Origin of the sequence: Bacillus kalamii (assembly GCF_047238185.1) — a bacterium.
Classification (GTDB): domain Bacteria; phylum Bacillota; class Bacilli; order Bacillales; family DSM-1321; genus Bacillus_AD.
Map to the genome: position 1 here is coordinate 286,647 of NZ_JBDFMI010000006.1, position 15,520 is coordinate 302,166.

At 45.2% G+C, this 15,520-nt stretch carries 16 protein-coding genes and 1 other annotated feature (1 of these 17 running past the window's edge); of the genes, 1 reads left to right on the top strand and 15 read right to left on the bottom strand.

Annotation, left to right across the window (positions count from 1 at the left end; all coding sequences use genetic code 11):
* Positions 1 to 49, bottom strand: a binding site (T-box leader); it reaches 209 nt to the left of the window's first position.
* 50 nt (positions 50 to 99) lie between these two features.
* From nuoN to ABC357_RS19160, 11 genes are all read right to left on the bottom strand, one after another.
* Positions 100 to 1,617 carry an NADH-quinone oxidoreductase subunit NuoN gene (gene nuoN / locus ABC357_RS19110; protein ID WP_412890074.1) on the bottom strand — a complete coding sequence of 506 codons (1,518 nt, stop codon included), beginning with the start codon at positions 1,615 to 1,617 and terminating at the stop codon, positions 100 to 102.
* Between the two features lie 6 nt (positions 1,618 to 1,623).
* Positions 1,624 to 3,147 (bottom strand): complex I subunit 4 family protein, encoded by a 1,524-nt coding sequence (locus tag ABC357_RS19115; RefSeq protein WP_412889194.1) that lies wholly within the window; start codon positions 3,145 to 3,147, stop codon positions 1,624 to 1,626.
* Positions 3,144 to 5,012, bottom strand: coding sequence for an NADH-quinone oxidoreductase subunit L (nuoL, locus tag ABC357_RS19120; protein ID WP_412889195.1), 1,869 nt, complete (start codon positions 5,010 to 5,012; stop codon positions 3,144 to 3,146). Before nuoL ends, ABC357_RS19115 begins: the two co-directional genes overlap by 4 nt.
* A gap of 68 nt (positions 5,013 to 5,080) precedes the next feature.
* Positions 5,081 to 5,395, bottom strand: a complete 315-nt coding sequence (gene nuoK / locus ABC357_RS19125; RefSeq protein WP_412889196.1) for an NADH-quinone oxidoreductase subunit NuoK — start codon at positions 5,393 to 5,395, stop codon at positions 5,081 to 5,083.
* On the bottom strand, positions 5,392 to 5,907 hold the full coding sequence (locus tag ABC357_RS19130) for an NADH-quinone oxidoreductase subunit J (RefSeq protein WP_412889197.1): 516 nt from the start codon (positions 5,905 to 5,907) through the stop codon (positions 5,392 to 5,394). Before ABC357_RS19130 ends, nuoK begins: the two co-directional genes overlap by 4 nt.
* Positions 5,904 to 6,323, bottom strand: a complete 420-nt coding sequence (nuoI, locus tag ABC357_RS19135; RefSeq protein ID WP_412889198.1) for an NADH-quinone oxidoreductase subunit NuoI — start codon at positions 6,321 to 6,323, stop codon at positions 5,904 to 5,906. Before nuoI ends, ABC357_RS19130 begins: the two co-directional genes overlap by 4 nt.
* Before the next feature lie 31 nt (positions 6,324 to 6,354).
* Positions 6,355 to 7,362, bottom strand: coding sequence for an NADH-quinone oxidoreductase subunit NuoH (gene nuoH / locus ABC357_RS19140; protein ID WP_412889199.1), 1,008 nt, complete (start codon positions 7,360 to 7,362; stop codon positions 6,355 to 6,357).
* Positions 7,362 to 8,462: an NADH-quinone oxidoreductase subunit D gene (locus ABC357_RS19145; RefSeq protein ID WP_412889200.1), complete on the bottom strand. Its 1,101-nt coding sequence runs from the start codon at positions 8,460 to 8,462 to the stop codon at positions 7,362 to 7,364. The genes nuoH and ABC357_RS19145 overlap by 1 nt, the downstream gene beginning before the upstream one ends.
* 3 nt (positions 8,463 to 8,465) lie before the next feature.
* Positions 8,466 to 9,257: an NADH-quinone oxidoreductase subunit C gene (locus ABC357_RS19150; RefSeq protein ID WP_412889201.1), complete on the bottom strand. Its 792-nt coding sequence runs from the start codon at positions 9,255 to 9,257 to the stop codon at positions 8,466 to 8,468.
* Between the two features lies 1 nt (position 9,258).
* A complete protein-coding gene (locus ABC357_RS19155; RefSeq protein WP_412889202.1) occupies positions 9,259 to 9,771 on the bottom strand; it encodes a NuoB/complex I 20 kDa subunit family protein in 513 nt (170 codons plus the stop codon).
* Positions 9,762 to 10,136 carry an NADH-quinone oxidoreductase subunit A gene (locus ABC357_RS19160; RefSeq protein WP_412889203.1) on the bottom strand — a complete coding sequence of 125 codons (375 nt, stop codon included), beginning with the start codon at positions 10,134 to 10,136 and terminating at the stop codon, positions 9,762 to 9,764. The genes ABC357_RS19155 and ABC357_RS19160 overlap by 10 nt, the downstream gene beginning before the upstream one ends.
* Positions 10,137 to 10,853: 717 nt before the next feature.
* Here ABC357_RS19160 and ABC357_RS19165 point away from each other — a divergent pair.
* Positions 10,854 to 11,081, top strand: a complete 228-nt coding sequence (locus ABC357_RS19165) for a hypothetical protein (RefSeq protein WP_412889204.1) — start codon at positions 10,854 to 10,856, stop codon at positions 11,079 to 11,081.
* A 107-nt stretch (positions 11,082 to 11,188) separates the two neighbouring features.
* Here the strand turns inward: ABC357_RS19165 and ABC357_RS19170 are convergent, their stop codons facing one another.
* The 4 genes from ABC357_RS19170 to atpA all read right to left on the bottom strand — a co-directional run bounded on the left by ABC357_RS19170 (position 11,189) and on the right by atpA (position 15,504).
* On the bottom strand, positions 11,189 to 11,593 hold the full coding sequence (locus tag ABC357_RS19170) for a F0F1 ATP synthase subunit epsilon (RefSeq protein WP_412889205.1): 405 nt from the start codon (positions 11,591 to 11,593) through the stop codon (positions 11,189 to 11,191).
* A gap of 24 nt (positions 11,594 to 11,617) precedes the next feature.
* On the bottom strand, positions 11,618 to 13,015 hold the full coding sequence (gene atpD, locus ABC357_RS19175) for a F0F1 ATP synthase subunit beta (RefSeq protein WP_412889206.1): 1,398 nt from the start codon (positions 13,013 to 13,015) through the stop codon (positions 11,618 to 11,620).
* An 85-nt stretch (positions 13,016 to 13,100) separates the two neighbouring features.
* On the bottom strand, positions 13,101 to 13,958 hold the full coding sequence (locus ABC357_RS19180; RefSeq protein WP_412889207.1) for a F0F1 ATP synthase subunit gamma: 858 nt from the start codon (positions 13,956 to 13,958) through the stop codon (positions 13,101 to 13,103).
* Positions 13,959 to 13,995: 37 nt separating this feature from the next.
* Positions 13,996 to 15,504 (bottom strand): F0F1 ATP synthase subunit alpha, encoded by a 1,509-nt coding sequence (atpA, locus tag ABC357_RS19185; protein ID WP_412889208.1) that lies wholly within the window; start codon positions 15,502 to 15,504, stop codon positions 13,996 to 13,998.
* Positions 15,505 to 15,520: the final 16 nt, after the last annotated feature.

Consider the following 15,520-nt stretch of genomic DNA (forward strand, 5'->3'; position numbering starts at 1 on the left):
GCTCTCTTAAGGATTCGCCAAAGCTACTATTCTTCGTCACCGCACTAAAATATTCTTAATTTTCAATTATATTAACATACTTACCTGATTCTGTAAAGCCTATTTCAGGAAATTTTCAAAATCACCGAAATGGGAAAACAGAAAATCCATGGCTGCCCCCGGGAATATACCGAGTAATAGAGTGCCCGCTGCGCTTATACCAAGTACAATGGCAACTGGCACAGATACCTTAGCCATCCGAACTCCGTCTGCCGCCGGCCTGAAAAATAAATGCTTCAAAATACCAAAATAGTACACGTAGGATATGACCGTCCCCAGTAAAAGCAAGACAGCAAGGACATAATGGCCGGGCTCGACAGCAAATGCGCCGAGCAAAATCGACAGCTTCGCAATAAAGCCTGCTGTACCGGGAATGCCAGCCATCGAAAAAACGAATAGCGCGAACAGGACAGCAAGGATCGGCACCTTTTTGAACAAGCCCGAAAAGGAGGATAATTCTTCACTGCCGGTTTGGTCGCCCACATATTGAATAACCGCAAAAGCCCCGAGGCTCATGAATAAATAAGCCACTAAGTAAAACCAAATCGTGCTCGTCGTAAAATAGCCCAAGGATGCAATGGCAATCAGCACATAGCCGGCATGGGCGATGCTGGAATAAGCCATGAGCCTTTTAAGGTTATGCTGCTTCAGCGCTATCAGGTTGCCAACCAGTATGGTCAGTCCTGCAAGAAAACCGATATACACTTTATAGTGGTCCATGAATCCAATTAGCCCTTCCATGTCGCCCGGTGCGTTTAGGAACAAAGTAATGATTACCCTCACAAGAAGGATAAAGCCTGCACATTTACTGATAATGCCCAAAAACGCAGTGACCGGGGTGGGTGCCCCTTGGTATACATCAGGCGCCCACATGTGAAAAGGAGCTGCCGCAATCTTGAAGCTTAAACCGACAAACATCATGAAAAAAGCAATGCCATATATATATTGCAGCTGCCCATCGGCTACCTGGGATAATATACTCCCCATCGCCTTCAGATTGGTCGTGCCAGTCAGCCCATACAAATAACTCATTCCGAATAGTGTTATCGCAGTCGAAATTCCGCCCGTGATGACATACTTAATGGCTGCCTCGCTCCCTAAACTATTCTGCCTGCGGATGCCGACCAGTATATAGGAGGAGATCGCCAATGTTTCCAGCCCGATGAATAAGGTGACCAAATCGCCGCTCGAAGCCATCATCATACTTCCAAGCAGCGCAATCAAGAACAAATAATAGAACTCACCGCGCGCGCCCTTCAATCCCTCTTTCGGCGTATAGCCTACAGCCAGAAGAAGAACCATAGTCGAACCGGCTAGCAAAATAAGCTTAAAGGCTACAGAAAAAGAATCCAACCTGAAGGTATCGTCCAAAATAGATATGACATCAGCGGACATATAAGGCAACAACGCCAAGAGAGAAATAACTGTTCCTGCTATCGCTATATACCCTAGGCTGCGGCGGCTATAATGGGAGGGCATGCATAAATCGATTAAGCAAATAAGAGTGGCTACGCCCAGGATGATGAATTCAGGCAGCATCGCGCTCCATTGATAAGAAAGTATATGTTCAAGTTCCATCACTCATCATCCTCCTAATCCTGTCATGATCATCGTAATGGCCGGCTGTGCATAATGCAGGAGAAGCGATGGGAACACGCCGATTCCAACAATAGCCGCCATGAGAATAGCGGATGGAATCCATTCGGAAACGCCCAAGTCCTTCATCAAGCCCTCATGCCGGAATTTTTCACGGCCGAATGTAATGCCCATAACAGCCCTTAATACATAGACAGCCGCCAAGATCAATGCCAATGTCCCGATAGCCCCCCATATTGGATTGGCATGAAAGAAACCGAGAAAGGAAAGAAATTCACCGATAAAGCCAGATGTGCCTGGCAACCCAAGCGAAGCCATCCCAGCAGCGAGCAAAAACCCAGAAAAACGGGGCATTCGCTTTGCCAAACCGCCCAGCTCTGTGAATTGCAGGGTGGATGTGCGCTCATACAGGCAACCTGCAAGAAAGAAGAATAAAGCGGATATCAAACCGTGAGACACCACTTGTATCACTGCGCCCTGCATCCCTGCTTCTTGCAGTGCGCCCAAGCCGATCAAGACGATTCCCATATGGGATACGGATGAATAAGCGAGGACACTCCTAACATCCTTTTGTATAAGAGCCAGAAAAGCTCCGTACAAAAGATTCACAAGGCCTATAGCCAACACGGCATTGGCCATTTGGGAAAATTGCTCCGGAAACAAGCCCAAGCCAAACCGGATCAACCCGTATGCCCCAATTTTCAACAGAATTCCCGAATGGATCATCACAACAGGGATAGGTGCTTCCCTATGAACTGAAATCATCCAGGAATGAAGCGGCACAATCGGCAGCTTCACACCAAAAGCCAGCAGAAGAGCGAGCAGCAAGCTGTACTTCAACGGGTTGCTCATATAGGCAATAGTGGATGAATTACCATGCGGAAGTATTTGCTGCAAAGCGGCTAAATTGTCTGTCCCTGTTTTAGCGAAGATGACCATCATAACAATCAACAGTACAGCCGAGCCGAGGCCATTGTAGATTAAGAATCGGAATGCTGCTTGTTCTTTCATCCTTCCTCCCCATTTTCCGACCAAAAAGAACAGCGAAACGAGCGTCATTTCGAAAAAAACGAAGAAAAGCAGCATGTTCTCTGCGGCAAAGACGCCTAGCATCCCCAATTCAAGCAGCAGGAAAAGGATAAAATAGCTTTTTCCCGCCTGACTGATCCATTTGAAGGAGGCAATGGCCGCCAATACCGTAACAAGCGATGTCAACAGAAGCAAGACGAATGACAATCCATCCACTCCCAATTCAAATTGCACAGTGAACAGCGTTGAATCGACGGTTGCAAAATTTCCAAACTGGAACCATTTCCACGATAAGCCAAATGACTGGAAAGAGGTTCCCACATAATATTGCCAAGCCATATAAAGCAACAACAGTAAAGGCAAAAAAGCTGAGGCGAAAGAAACGCCTTTTATGCCGCTCTTAGCTCCCACAGGAAGAACGAGCAGGATGAAAATACCAATCAACGGGCATACCAGAAGCAGAAGCAATGCGATTTCATTCATCCGATATACCCCCCGGTTGCAGCATATATGACTAAAAGAACTGCAAGGCCGACCACAACAACAGCACCGTACATCTGCACCTGTCCATTCTGCAATGCAGACCCTCCTCTGGATACAGAGCGGATGACGCCAACAATCCCTTTCATCACCCCTTCAACAATGAACCATTCGATGGCCTGCAGGAAAATGCTGATGCCCTTTACAGCCGGAATGACCGAAGCAGCATATAATTCATCCACAAAATATTTATTTGTCAAAATCGTATATACGGTTGTTCCTGTCCCCGATGATGGATAGCGGACCCTTTTTCCTTTTCCGTACAAGGCATAGGCAACTGCTATTCCAGCCAATGAAACAATAACACTAGCAAACATGATCCAGACCGGTTCACTTCCGTGGCTTCCTGCCAGTGCCGGATTATCCTCTGTAAGCCAATCCCCCAGGAATGTCCCAAACCAAGGAGTATTTACATAGCCGCTTCCAATCGCCAATAGTCCAAGTACCACAATAGGGACCAGCATATTGGCAGGCGATTCATGAACAGGCATTTCTCGCTGTTTGTCTGTACCCCCAAAAACGATAAAGAAGAGACGGAACATATATAAAGCCGTTAAAAATACCGTCAGTAAAGCAAGTGTGAATAAAAAATAATGGCCCTCTATCCAAACAGACGCCAGTATTTCATCCTTGCTGAAAAAACCGGATAGGAGAGGAAAGCCTGATAGTGCCAAAGTACCTATCAGGAAAAATAGGCCGGTTACCTTCAATTTCTTCCACAATCCGCCCATGCCGAAAATGTTTTGTGTAGCCACAGCATGGATGACGCTTCCTGCTGCCAAAAACAGCAACGCCTTAAAAAAAGCATGCGTCATCAGGTGGAAAACAGCGGCGACATATCCAGCCGAACCGAGAGCAAGCATCATATAGCCAAGCTGGCTGATGGTCGAATAAGCCAATATCCGTTTGATATCCTTCTGTACCAAACCGATGGAAGCGGCAAATATCGCTGTAAAACCTCCGATGATTCCCACGGTCAGAAGTGCTGCCTCGCTGGCTGCAAATAAAGGATACATAGCGGCTACCAAATAGACGCCGGCAGCCACCATTGTAGCTGCATGGATCAAAGCCGATACTGGCGTAGGCCCTTCCATTGCATCAGGGAGCCATGTGTGGAGCGGGAACTGACCCGATTTCCCCATTGCTCCGGCAAAAATAAGCAGGGCTATCAGTGTAATCATCCCCGTTGAGACAACTCCGGCATCAATCGCAGAAAAAATGTCAGAGAACTCGAAGCTGCCAGTTTGCCAGAACAAAAGAATCATCCCGATCAATAGCCCGACATCGCCAATCCGGGTCATAATGAATGCCTTCTTGGCGGCTGCCCTTGCCTCCTCCTTTTCAAAATAATACCCAATCAAAAGGAATGAGCCGAGGCCGACTAACTCCCAAAAAATATACAGCTGAAGCAGATTAGGGCTAATCACCAGGCCCAGCATAGAGCTTGTAAACAAGCCTAGATAGGCATAAAATACAGCAATCCGGCTGTCCCCTTCCATATATCCTTTAGAATATGTATGGACCAATAAACTGACTAAAGACACGATGACCAGCATTAACGCATTCAACTGATTAATTTCGAACCCTGCCGTTATGCGTGTATCCCCGAATGACAGCCATGTCCCTTCAAATTTGAAGGAAGGGCCTGTCAGCCGCCCATAAAGAACAACTAGTGAATAAATAAAGGAAACAAGGGTACACATAATACCGATATAGGCACTCCATTCTTTCATCCGCTTCCCGAAGAGAAGCAGCAGAACGAATGAAATGAACGGGAGCAGAGGGATCATCCAAGCATTCTCCATCATATCCATTCCCCTTCTTAGTCACTGCGGGAACTTCCCTGCATACAGTGACATTTTCTTGTTTACCATTTTTAATGTTTCATAGAGCCGGCATCTGAAGCCTTCACTGTGTTGCGGATCCGGTAAAAGGCAATCAGAATAGCAAGTCCGACAGCTGCTTCCGCTGCGGCAACGGCAATGCTGAACAATGAAAAAACCTGGCCTGTGATAGAAGGCGCCAATCCGTACTTGCTGAAGGCTACCAAATTAATATTGACTGCATTCAGCATAAATTCGACACACAGAAGAATGATGACCAAATTGCGTTTCGTCAACGCTCCGTATAAACCGATGCAGAATAGGACCAGCGCCAATACAAGGTATGCCGATAAGGGTACTGACGTCATTCTGAATCATCTCCTTCCTCTCTTCTTGCCAAGATAACCGCCCCCACTAAAGCCGCAAGCAATAAAACAGATAGAAGTTCGAACGGGATTGGAAACTTGCTGAACAGCTCCATCCCTATTTGTTTTGTATTCTCGTCATGCAGTGCCAGAGGGCTATTTCCAAAGTCCAAATCATAGATTCCCAGATACACTACACCAGCAAAAAGAAACAAGCCGCCGAGTACGAACCATTTACGCCATTTATGCGGCTCTTTCTGTTCTTCATCGTTATGCCTTGTCAGCATGATGCCGAAAAGCATCATAATGGTAATGGCCCCTGAGTAAATCAAAATTTGGACTGCTGCCAAAAACTCAGCCGACAGCAGGATATATAAACCGGCAATGCTGATAAAAGTAAAAACGGCCGCCAGTACCATGTGGACCACTTTTCTTAGTATGAGCATCATCAACCCGCCGCCCACAGCCACCGCTGCCAGGCAAATAAAAGCAACATACTCCCCTGAAAGGTTCATGCCTTATTCTCCTTCCTGAGGTGGACATCGTTTTCGTCAAGCCATTCCAAGTTCTTGAACAACTGGTCTCTGCTGAATTCAGCCAGCTCAAATTTGTGGCTCATAATAATGGCTTCCGTCGGGCACACCTCTGTACACAAATCGCATAAGATGCAAATTTCGAAGTTGATATCGAATGTTTCTATGATTTTCCCTTTCTTTTCTGGATCGGGATGCTTGCTTCCCTTTAAATTGATGCAATCTGTCGGGCAGATATTGGCGCATTGATTGCAGACAGTGCATTTCTCCGGATAGAATTTTTGTATGCCTCGAAAACGGTCCGGAACCGGCAGTGGATCATTGGGATAATCGTATGTTACTTTCGAACGGGACAAATTTTTCAATGTATACGTGAGGCCTTTCATCAGTCCCCGCATCTTTCCACCCCTTTTCGATAGAATGATTATTTTATAGAAGCTTCCACAGCTCCCTGACAAGCGCTGTGATGAATATATTGGCCAAAGCAAGCGGCAGAAGGACTTTCCAGCCGAACTCCATCAATTGGTCAGCACGTATCCTCGGGAATGAAGCACGCAGCCAAATCAAACAAAACACGACCAGACTGAATTTAAGCGCGAACCAAATAGCTCCTGGAATGAAATCTAGGAATGGAAGCGGAAGCCAGCCCCCGAGAAACAAAATGGTCGTCAACGCGCTCATCGCGAACAGGTAGACATACTCTGCCAACATAAAGAAAGCCCAGCGAAAACCTGAATACTCTGTATGGAATCCAGCAACTAATTCCGATTCCGCCTCCGGCAAATCGAAAGGCGTCCGGTTTAATTCCGCTACGGAAGCAATGATAAATATAATAAATGCAAGCGGCTGCATGACGATAAACCAAACATTCCCCTGTGCCTCGATAATATCGTTTAAATTCAGGCTGCCGGAAATCATGATCACTCCCACTACGGACATGACAAGTGGAATCTCATACGAAATCATTTGTGCTGCTGCACGCATGCCTCCAAGCAGGGCATATTTATTATTCGATGCCCAACTCCCCGCTACAATACCGACAGTCGTTATGCCTGAAACCGCAATATAATAGAGCAGGCCGATTCCGAGGTCTGCAAATTGGAAATGCTCCGTAAACGGCATGGTCGCCAATACCATGAACGCCGGGGCAAATGCAATAATCGGTGCCAGCATGAATAAAGGACGGTCTGCCAATTTCGGGATAATGTCTTCTTTGATCAACAGCTTCAGGACATCGGCAACCGTCTGGAGCAATCCCCATTTTCCGCCGACCGTATTAGGGCCGTAACGCAGCTGCATAAAGCCCATTACTTTCCTCTCCGCTAAGATGGCATACGTAACGAAGCCTAGCAGTATAAACAGAAACACAATGCTGCAAACAGCAAAGACCATAAAGCCGTACCAGCCCGGTGCAGCATTCAATAGGTGTTCAATCATCAGCCGTCAACCTCCCCGAGGACTATATCAATGGCTCCTAAAATAGCGATCAGGTTTGCGATATTCTCCCCTTTCAGCAATTTAGGGAGAATCTGCAGATTATAAAAAGAAGGCCTGCGGAATTTCAAACGGTACGGCTCCCTTTTTCCTTCACTGGCAATATAGCACCCCAGCTCTCCCCTTGGAGATTCGATACGCACAAACCCCTCGCCTGCAGGCGGTTTGATCATCCGCGGTACCTTACCGATTATGGGCCCCTCCTTCGGAAACTGTTCCACAGCCTGTTCAACGATTCGCAGTGATTGCTCGATTTCCTCCATGCGGCAATGGTAGCGCGCCCAAGCATCTCCGGTATCATAAACGGGAATATTAAAATCAAACCGATCATAAATGCTGTATGGTTCGTCCTTCCGCAGGTCCCATTTGACACCTGTACAACGCAGATTGGCACCGCTCAACGAGTAGTTCAGCGCTTCTTCCTTTGAATAGCTTCCGATTCCTTTAATCCGGTTAATAAAAATTTCATTGCCTGTCACTAAATCATGGTATCCCGCCAATTGCTCCCTCATATAAGGGACGAACTCGCCTACCTTTTCAATCCAACCGTCCGGTGCGTCCCATTTGACGCCCCCGACGCGCATATAATTGAAGGTTAGCCGGGCACCTGATAGTTCATTTAATAAATTTAGAATCATTTCCCTTTCCCTGAATGCATATAGGAAAGGGCTGATGGCGCCAATATCAAGCAAATAGGTACCCCACCAGACGAGATGGCTTGAAATCCGGCCAAGTTCCATCGCTAGCACACGTAAATATTCAGCCCGGTCAGGTATTTCGAGCCCCATCATCGTCTCCACCGCATGGCAAAGGACGTAGTTATTGGTCATGCCGGCCAAATAATCCAGCCGGTCCGTATAGGGAATGATCTGCGTATATTGAAGGTTTTCTGCTATTTTTTCAGTGCCTCGATGAAGGTAGCCGATGACCGGAGTTGCTTCAACGATCATTTCACCGTCTATTTTAAGGACCAGCCGGAAAACGCCATGGGTGCTTGGATGCTGCGGCCCGACATTCAAGAGCATTTCTTCCGTACGGATCATTGTTCACACCTCCTCATCATATGGTTCATAATCCTTCCTTAAAGGATGGCCGACCCAATCTTCCCCAAGCATAATCCTCTTAAGATCCGGATGGCCGGTAAAATGGATGCCAAGTAAGTCAAACGCCTCGCATTCCGGCCAATTCACTCCTTCCCATAATGAAGATACAGAAGGAATGGAAGGTTGCTGGCGGTCAAGCTTAACTTTCAACACAAGAGAATGGTTGTGCACAGAGGAGCACAAATAGACATATAGCTCGAAATGCGTGCCAAAATCGGTCGCGTGCAGTTCTGCCGCATAATCAAAAGCCGTTTCCGCATGATTTTTCAGAAATGAGGCAACCTGCAAATAATAGTCAGGATGGACTTCTATAGTCGGCACGTGCTTGGATAGTCGGTTAATCGATGATTGGATAATGGATTCTTTCCCTATATGGGTATGGATTGCGCGGATGTAAGTGTCCAATACTGGCTGATTGGGCGATGGTTCCAATTCCTCCGGCGGCTCTTCCTTTTTCTTTTTGGCAGCCCGTTCTTTTGCCAGCATTGCTGCTTTTGCCTTTGCTTCAGCTATTTTTTTGGCTTTCTCTTGCACTTCTTCGCTGTCGGATTGGATTGAATTTTGAGTAGGTATTGATTCGTTTGATGGGGTATCGTTTATGTTGGTTTCCCGGACAGTCCCTTTTTTTTCAGTGACCGTTCCATGAGGCGAGGTTGCATTTGGTTCTTCTATATTTTCTGGAGGCAGAGAAGTTGAAGTTTGTTTGTATGATGGATGTTTTTCTGTTTCTTTCAAGCTACATCACCCGCTTTCCATGCTTGGCTTCATAGCGGATTTTTTCACGCAGCCTGTTGATTCCATACATGAGCGCGGCTGGATTGGGAGGGCATCCCGGTATATACACATCCACAGGAACGATTTGGTCTACACCTTTTACAACACTGTAGGAATAGATATACGGACCGCCTGCAGTGGCGCAGGATCCCATGGCAATGACCCATTTTGGTTCCGGCATCTGATCGTATAAGCGCCGAATGATCGGGGCCATTTTTTTAGTAACCGTTCCAGAAACGATCATAACGTCCGACTGCCGGGGAGATGTCCTGAAAAAGGAACCGAACCGGTCAAGGTCATAATGTGATGAGCCTACACCCATCATTTCTATGGCACAGCAGGCAAGTCCAAATGTCATTGGCCATAAAGAGTTGCTCCGTGCCCATGATTTAAGCTGTTCCAATGTCGATAAGAATACATTTTGCTGCAATTCCTTCATTTCCTGCTGAGTGATTCCGTCTAATTTTAAGTCCATTTAAGCACCTTCTTTTTCCATGCATAAAGTAAACCAATGAACAGCACAAGTACGAACAACAGCATTTCGATCAATGCAAACAGCCCTAATTTATCAAATGCGACTGCCCACGGATAAAGGAATACCGTTTCTACATCAAAGATGACAAACAATAAGGCGAACATGTAGTAGCGTACATTAAATTGGACCCTAGAATCATGGAAAGGCTCCATTCCACTCTCATAGGTAGTGTATTTCGCCGAAGATGGCTTATACGGCCTTAGGATTTTTCCAATAAAAAGGGCTACAAGCGGCAATAGGATACCGAGGCTCAAAAAGATAAGAACAATCAAATAGTTATTCTGATACACATGCAGTGAATCCACGAGACTCCCCCTTTATGTCCGGTTTGCCGGCAAACAAACCAAATATTTACAAATTATGTAACCGTATACATTATAACATCGTTATACAAGAGTGTCGATGACTACCCGGATAGATTTGCCCCGCCTCCCCACTCTCTGTCCCCTTCTTTATATGCTTATTACTTAAGGTTGGATTTTATTATCGTAAATCTTTCGGTTCTCTCATTCCTCTTTTAATGGCACTCCAACATTCAAAAAATATAAGATGTTGCCAAACATGACTATTGTCATCTATATGGAGTGGAAATGATCAAAAGGCTTGGCTAAGTAAAGAGTGTTTTCGTAAACCTTGTAGCTTTTGCATGCGTTAATCGCTCCAGGATGCCCGCTTTCTGCGGGGTGGGCGATGAGCCTCCTCGGCCTCTGGCCTTGCGGGGTCTCATCTGTCCCACTGATCCCGCAGGAGTCTCGCACCTTCCGCTATTTAAAATAAGCAAAAGTCTACCATTCCTTTTATAAAGGAGGTGTAGTTAAAAGCAGCACCAACATTAACCTATGTTTTAGAAACTTTCCCTATAATCATATTCCCTATTTTATTCCACTTACATTTTAGATCAAGATCAACTTAATAAAGCAAAAGCGAAAGAAAAGAAAAGTTACAATACAGGAATTACATATGACCAACTAGCAAGAACACCTGATAAATATACGGGTGAAAAAGTAAAAATCCTTGGCAAAGTGGTTCAAGCCATTGAGGGAGACGGCGAGACTCAAATTCGATTAGCTGTTAAAAATGATTATGATACAATTCTATTTGGCTCATTTGAATCTTCTTCTATTCAATCTCGTGTATTGGAAGACGACCAAATTACGATTTATGGATTATCTACAGGCTTATTTTCTTATGATTCTACAATGGGTGGAACAATATCTATTTCAGGTGTATCTATCGATAAAATTGAATAAGTACGTAACAAAGGCACCCATCATTTAGAAGGTTGCCTTTATTCATATTAAAAGACCAAAATGAAAAAAGCCTGTTCCCCGCTTTCGCAAGGAACAGGCTTTTCTACTTATTTTAGGCTTTCATATATGTTTATACGATTGATGGCACGTTTTAAAGCCAACTCAGCTCGCTTAGAATCCACATTACGCTGCTGATCATGCAGAAGATGCTCTGCACGAGTCTTTGCAGACATAGCTCGGGCAATGTCGATATTCTCTGCTAGTTCAGCTGTTTGCGCTAAAATAGTAACCTTATCGGGGCGAACTTCCAAAAAACCGCCGCTGACTGCGACAAATTCTGTTTTTCCACCTTTTTTAAGGCGCACAGCACCGATTTCAAGCGGTGCAACCGTAGCGATATGGCCTGGCAATATACCAAGTTCACCGCTTTTGGCTTTTGTGCTTACCATTTCCACTTCGCCGTTATATACTGGGCCATCGGGAGTAACAACACTGACTTCTACCGTCTTCATTTCATACCCTCCTAGGTCCCTGGATTAAGCCATTGATTTTGCTTTTTCAACAACGTCTTCGATACGTCCCACTAGGCGGAATGCATCTTCCGGAAGATCATCATACTTACCGTCCAAAATCTCTTTGAAGCCTTTTACAGTTTCTTTTACAGGAACATATGAACCTGGTTGGCCAGTAAACTGTTCAGCTACGTGGAAGTTTTGTGATAAGAAGTTTTGGACACGGCGTGCGCGGCCAACGATCAGCTTATCATCTTCTGATAATTCATCCATACCAAGGATTGCGATGATATCTTGCAATTCTTTATAACGTTGAAGCATTTGCTGCACGTCACGCGCAACTTTGTAATGCTCTTCGCCAACAACTTCCGGTGACAATGCACGTGAAGTGGAAGCTAGAGGATCCACCGCTGGGTAGATACCCATTTCAGAAAGTTTACGCTCAAGGTTTGTTGTTGCATCCAAGTGGGCGAAAGTTGTAGCCGGAGCCGGGTCAGTATAGTCATCGGCTGGTACATAAATCGCTTGGATAGATGTTACAGAACCTTTATTAGTAGATGTGATACGCTCTTGCAATTGGCCCATCTCTGTAGCCAATGTAGGTTGGTAACCAACGGCAGAAGGCATACGGCCAAGCAACGCTGATACCTCGGAACCAGCTTGAGTGAACCGGAAAATGTTATCGATGAAGAACAATACGTCCTGTCCTTCTTCATCACGGAAGAATTCAGCCATTGTCAAACCTGTCAAGGCAACACGCATACGCGCACCAGGAGGCTCATTCATTTGTCCGAATACCATCGCTGTTTTCTTGATAACGCCTGAATCGCTCATTTCATAGTACAAGTCATTTCCTTCACGAGTACGTTCACCAACGCCCGCAAATACGGAAATACCGCCATGCTCTTGCGCGATATTATTGATCAATTCTTGGATAAGTACGGTTTTACCAACACCGGCACCACCGAATAGACCGATTTTACCCCCTTTGATATATGGAGCAAGCAAGTCTACTACTTTAATCCCTGTTTCAAGGATTTCCACTTGAGTTGATAATTGCTCAAATGTTGGTGCAGATCTATGGATCGGATCTTTACGCACACCTGCTGGAAGTGGTTGATCCAAATCAATATTTTCACCTAATACGTTAAATACACGGCCTAATGTGATATCTCCTACAGGAACTGAAATAGGAGCGCCAGTATCCTCAACATCCGCTCCGCGAGTTAGTCCATCAGTAGAAGACATGGCAACTGTACGAACTGTATCATCACCTAAATGAAGGGCTACTTCAAGTGTAATTGTGTTTCCAGTTGATGCATTGACTACTTTCAACGCATTGTAGATTTCAGGAAGCTGATCGTTGGCAAACTTCACGTCTACAACCGGACCCATAACTTGGGTAATGTGTCCTTTATTCATCGTTTTCCCTCCTATCATTACTTAACAACGTTCGATGACAGGCGTAAAGGAAGGAGAACTAATCTCCTCCACACCCTGTACATCTCTATTCTAATGCAGCTGCTCCACCGACAATTTCGGTGATTTCTTGAGTGATTGCTGCTTGACGTGCTCGGTTATAAACCAACGATAATCCGCTGATTAATTCACTTGCGTTATCTGTCGCACTTCTCATAGCTGTCATACGGGCTGCGTGCTCACTGGCTTTACCATCAAGCAAAGCGCCGTAGATCAAGCTTTCAGCATATTGAGGAAGCAATACTTCCAGAATTTCTTCAGATGAAGGCTCGAATTCATATGAAGTCATCTTTGTATTCGCTGCTAAATCAGCCAAAGGCAGAAGTTTTTTAGTAGTGACTTCCTGCTGAATTGCACTGACAAAGTGATTGTAATACAGGTAGAGTTCATCCAATGTCCCATCAGCGAACATTCCTACCGCTTGTTTCGTAATAGAGCTTATATCATCAAAGTTTGGATGATCGGAAACACCCAGGATTTCAAGCACAATATTCATATTGCGGGCCTTGAAGAAATCTCTGCCAACTCGTCCGATGACAATGATCGCATATTCATCCTGTGATTTATGGCGCTCCTTAATCGTTTGAAAGACTTTGCGCAGCACACTGCTGTTATAAGCGCCAGCAAGTCCGCGGTCAGAAGTGATCACGACATAACCTGTTTTCTTAACAGGACGGCTAGTGAGCATAGGATGCGATCCTTCATTGCTTCCCAAAGCGATATTGGCTACCACTTCCTGAATTTTTTCCATGTATGGAACAAATGATTTCGCATTTGATTCCGCACGGCTCAATTTAGAAGCAGATACCATTTCCATTGCTTTAGTGATTTGGCTCGTTTTCTTTGTTGAAGTAATACGAGACTGAATATCGCGTAAAGATGCCATTCTTTCTCACCACCCTTTTTCCATTTAGTTAGAAATCTTATGCAGAGACTGCGAATGTCTTCTTGAATGCAGTAATGGCTTCGACCATATCCTTGTCTTCAGGAAGGTTTCCAGTCGTACGAATTGTTTCCAACAATGGCTGGTGGTTTTGTTCTACGAAGCTTAAGAATTCAGCTTCAAAACGGCGAATGTCTTCAACCGGAATATCATCTAAGTGTCCGCGAGTCAATGCATACAGGATCATGACTTGCTTTTCCACTTTTAATGGTTTGTTCAAATCTTGTTTCAGTACTTCTACTGTACGTGCACCACGGGATAATTTATCTTGTGTTGCTTTATCCAGGTCAGATCCGAATTGGGAGAACGCTTCAAGTTCACGGAATGAAGCAAGGTCAAGACGCAGTGTACCTGCTACCTTCTTCATCGCTTTGATTTGAGCTGAACCACCTACACGGGATACGGATAGACCAGCGTTGATCGCCGGACGGACACCTGAGAAGAATAGATCTGATTGCAAGAAAATTTGTCCATCTGTGATGGAGATAACGTTTGTTGGGATATAAGCAGAGATATCGCCTGCTTGAGTCTCAACGAACGGCAATGCTGTAATTGAACCTGCACCGTGTGCATCGCTCAATTTAGCGGCACGTTCCAATAGGCGTGAATGCAGGTAGAATACATCCCCTGGGAATGCTTCACGGCCTGGAGGACGGCGAAGCAATAATGACAGCTCACGATATGCTGCAGCTTGTTTTGAAAGATCATCATACACGATCAATACATGCTTGCCATTGAACATAAATTCTTCCGCCATTGATACACCTGAGTATGGAGCAAGGTATAGTAATGGAGATGGTTGTGATGCAGAAGCCGTTACTACGATTGAGTACTCCAATGCACCGTTTTTACGAAGTGTTTCAACTGTAGAACGGACAGTAGATTCTTTTTGCCCGATTGCTACGTAGATACAAATCATATTTTGGTCTTTTTGGTTCAAAATCGTATCGATCGCAACACTTGTTTTACCAGTTTGGCGGTCACCGATGATTAACTCACGTTGTCCGCGGCCGATAGGCACAAGTGCATCGATTGCTTTAATACCAGTTTGAAGTGGTTCATGAACAGATTTACGGTCCATAACACCTGTTGCTGGACTTTCAATTGGACGTGTTTTTGTTGCATTGATTGGTCCCAATCCATCCACTGGCTGACCCAATGGGTTTACTACACGGCCAATCAATTCTTCTCCAACAGGGACTTCCATGATCCGCCCTGTACGGCGAACTTCACTGCCTTCACGAATTCCTTTTGTCGGACCTAAGATTACAAGACCTACGTTGTTCTCATCCAGGTTTTGGGCCAGACCCATTACACCATTAGAAAATTCAACGAGCTCTCCTGCCATTACATTATCAAGACCATGAACACGTGCGATCCCGTCACCCACTTGGATAACAGTTCCTACATCGCTTACTTCAATCTCTGACTGATAGTTCTCAATTTGCTTTTTTATCAGCGCACTGATTTCTTCAGCTTTAATGCCCATGAAATTCACCCCTATC

Bases quoted from the DNA above. Each gene is read 5' to 3' on its own strand.
- nuoN (WP_412890074.1), bottom strand. From the start codon at position 1,617: ATGGAACTTGAACATATACTTTCTTATCAATGGAGCGCGATGCTGCCT.
- ABC357_RS19115 (WP_412889194.1), bottom strand. From the start codon at position 3,147: ATGAATGAAATCGCATTGCTTCTGCTTCTGGTATGCCCGTTGATTGGT.
- nuoL (WP_412889195.1), bottom strand. From the start codon at position 5,012: ATGATGGAGAATGCTTGGATGATCCCTCTGCTCCCGTTCATTTCATTC.
- nuoK (WP_412889196.1), bottom strand. From the start codon at position 5,395: ATGACGTCAGTACCCTTATCGGCATACCTTGTATTGGCGCTGGTCCTA.
- ABC357_RS19130 (WP_412889197.1), bottom strand. From the start codon at position 5,907: ATGAACCTTTCAGGGGAGTATGTTGCTTTTATTTGCCTGGCAGCGGTG.
- nuoI (WP_412889198.1), bottom strand. From the start codon at position 6,323: ATGCGGGGACTGATGAAAGGCCTCACGTATACATTGAAAAATTTGTCC.
- nuoH (WP_412889199.1), bottom strand. From the start codon at position 7,362: ATGATTGAACACCTATTGAATGCTGCACCGGGCTGGTACGGCTTTATG.
- ABC357_RS19145 (WP_412889200.1), bottom strand. From the start codon at position 8,462: ATGATCCGTACGGAAGAAATGCTCTTGAATGTCGGGCCGCAGCATCCA.
- ABC357_RS19155 (WP_412889202.1), bottom strand. From the start codon at position 9,771: ATGGACTTAAAATTAGACGGAATCACTCAGCAGGAAATGAAGGAATTG.
- ABC357_RS19170 (WP_412889205.1), bottom strand. From the start codon at position 11,593: ATGAAGACGGTAGAAGTCAGTGTTGTTACTCCCGATGGCCCAGTATAT.
- atpD (WP_412889206.1), bottom strand. From the start codon at position 13,015: ATGAATAAAGGACACATTACCCAAGTTATGGGTCCGGTTGTAGACGTG.
- ABC357_RS19180 (WP_412889207.1), bottom strand. From the start codon at position 13,958: ATGGCATCTTTACGCGATATTCAGTCTCGTATTACTTCAACAAAGAAA.
- atpA (WP_412889208.1), bottom strand. From the start codon at position 15,504: ATGGGCATTAAAGCTGAAGAAATCAGTGCGCTGATAAAAAAGCAAATT.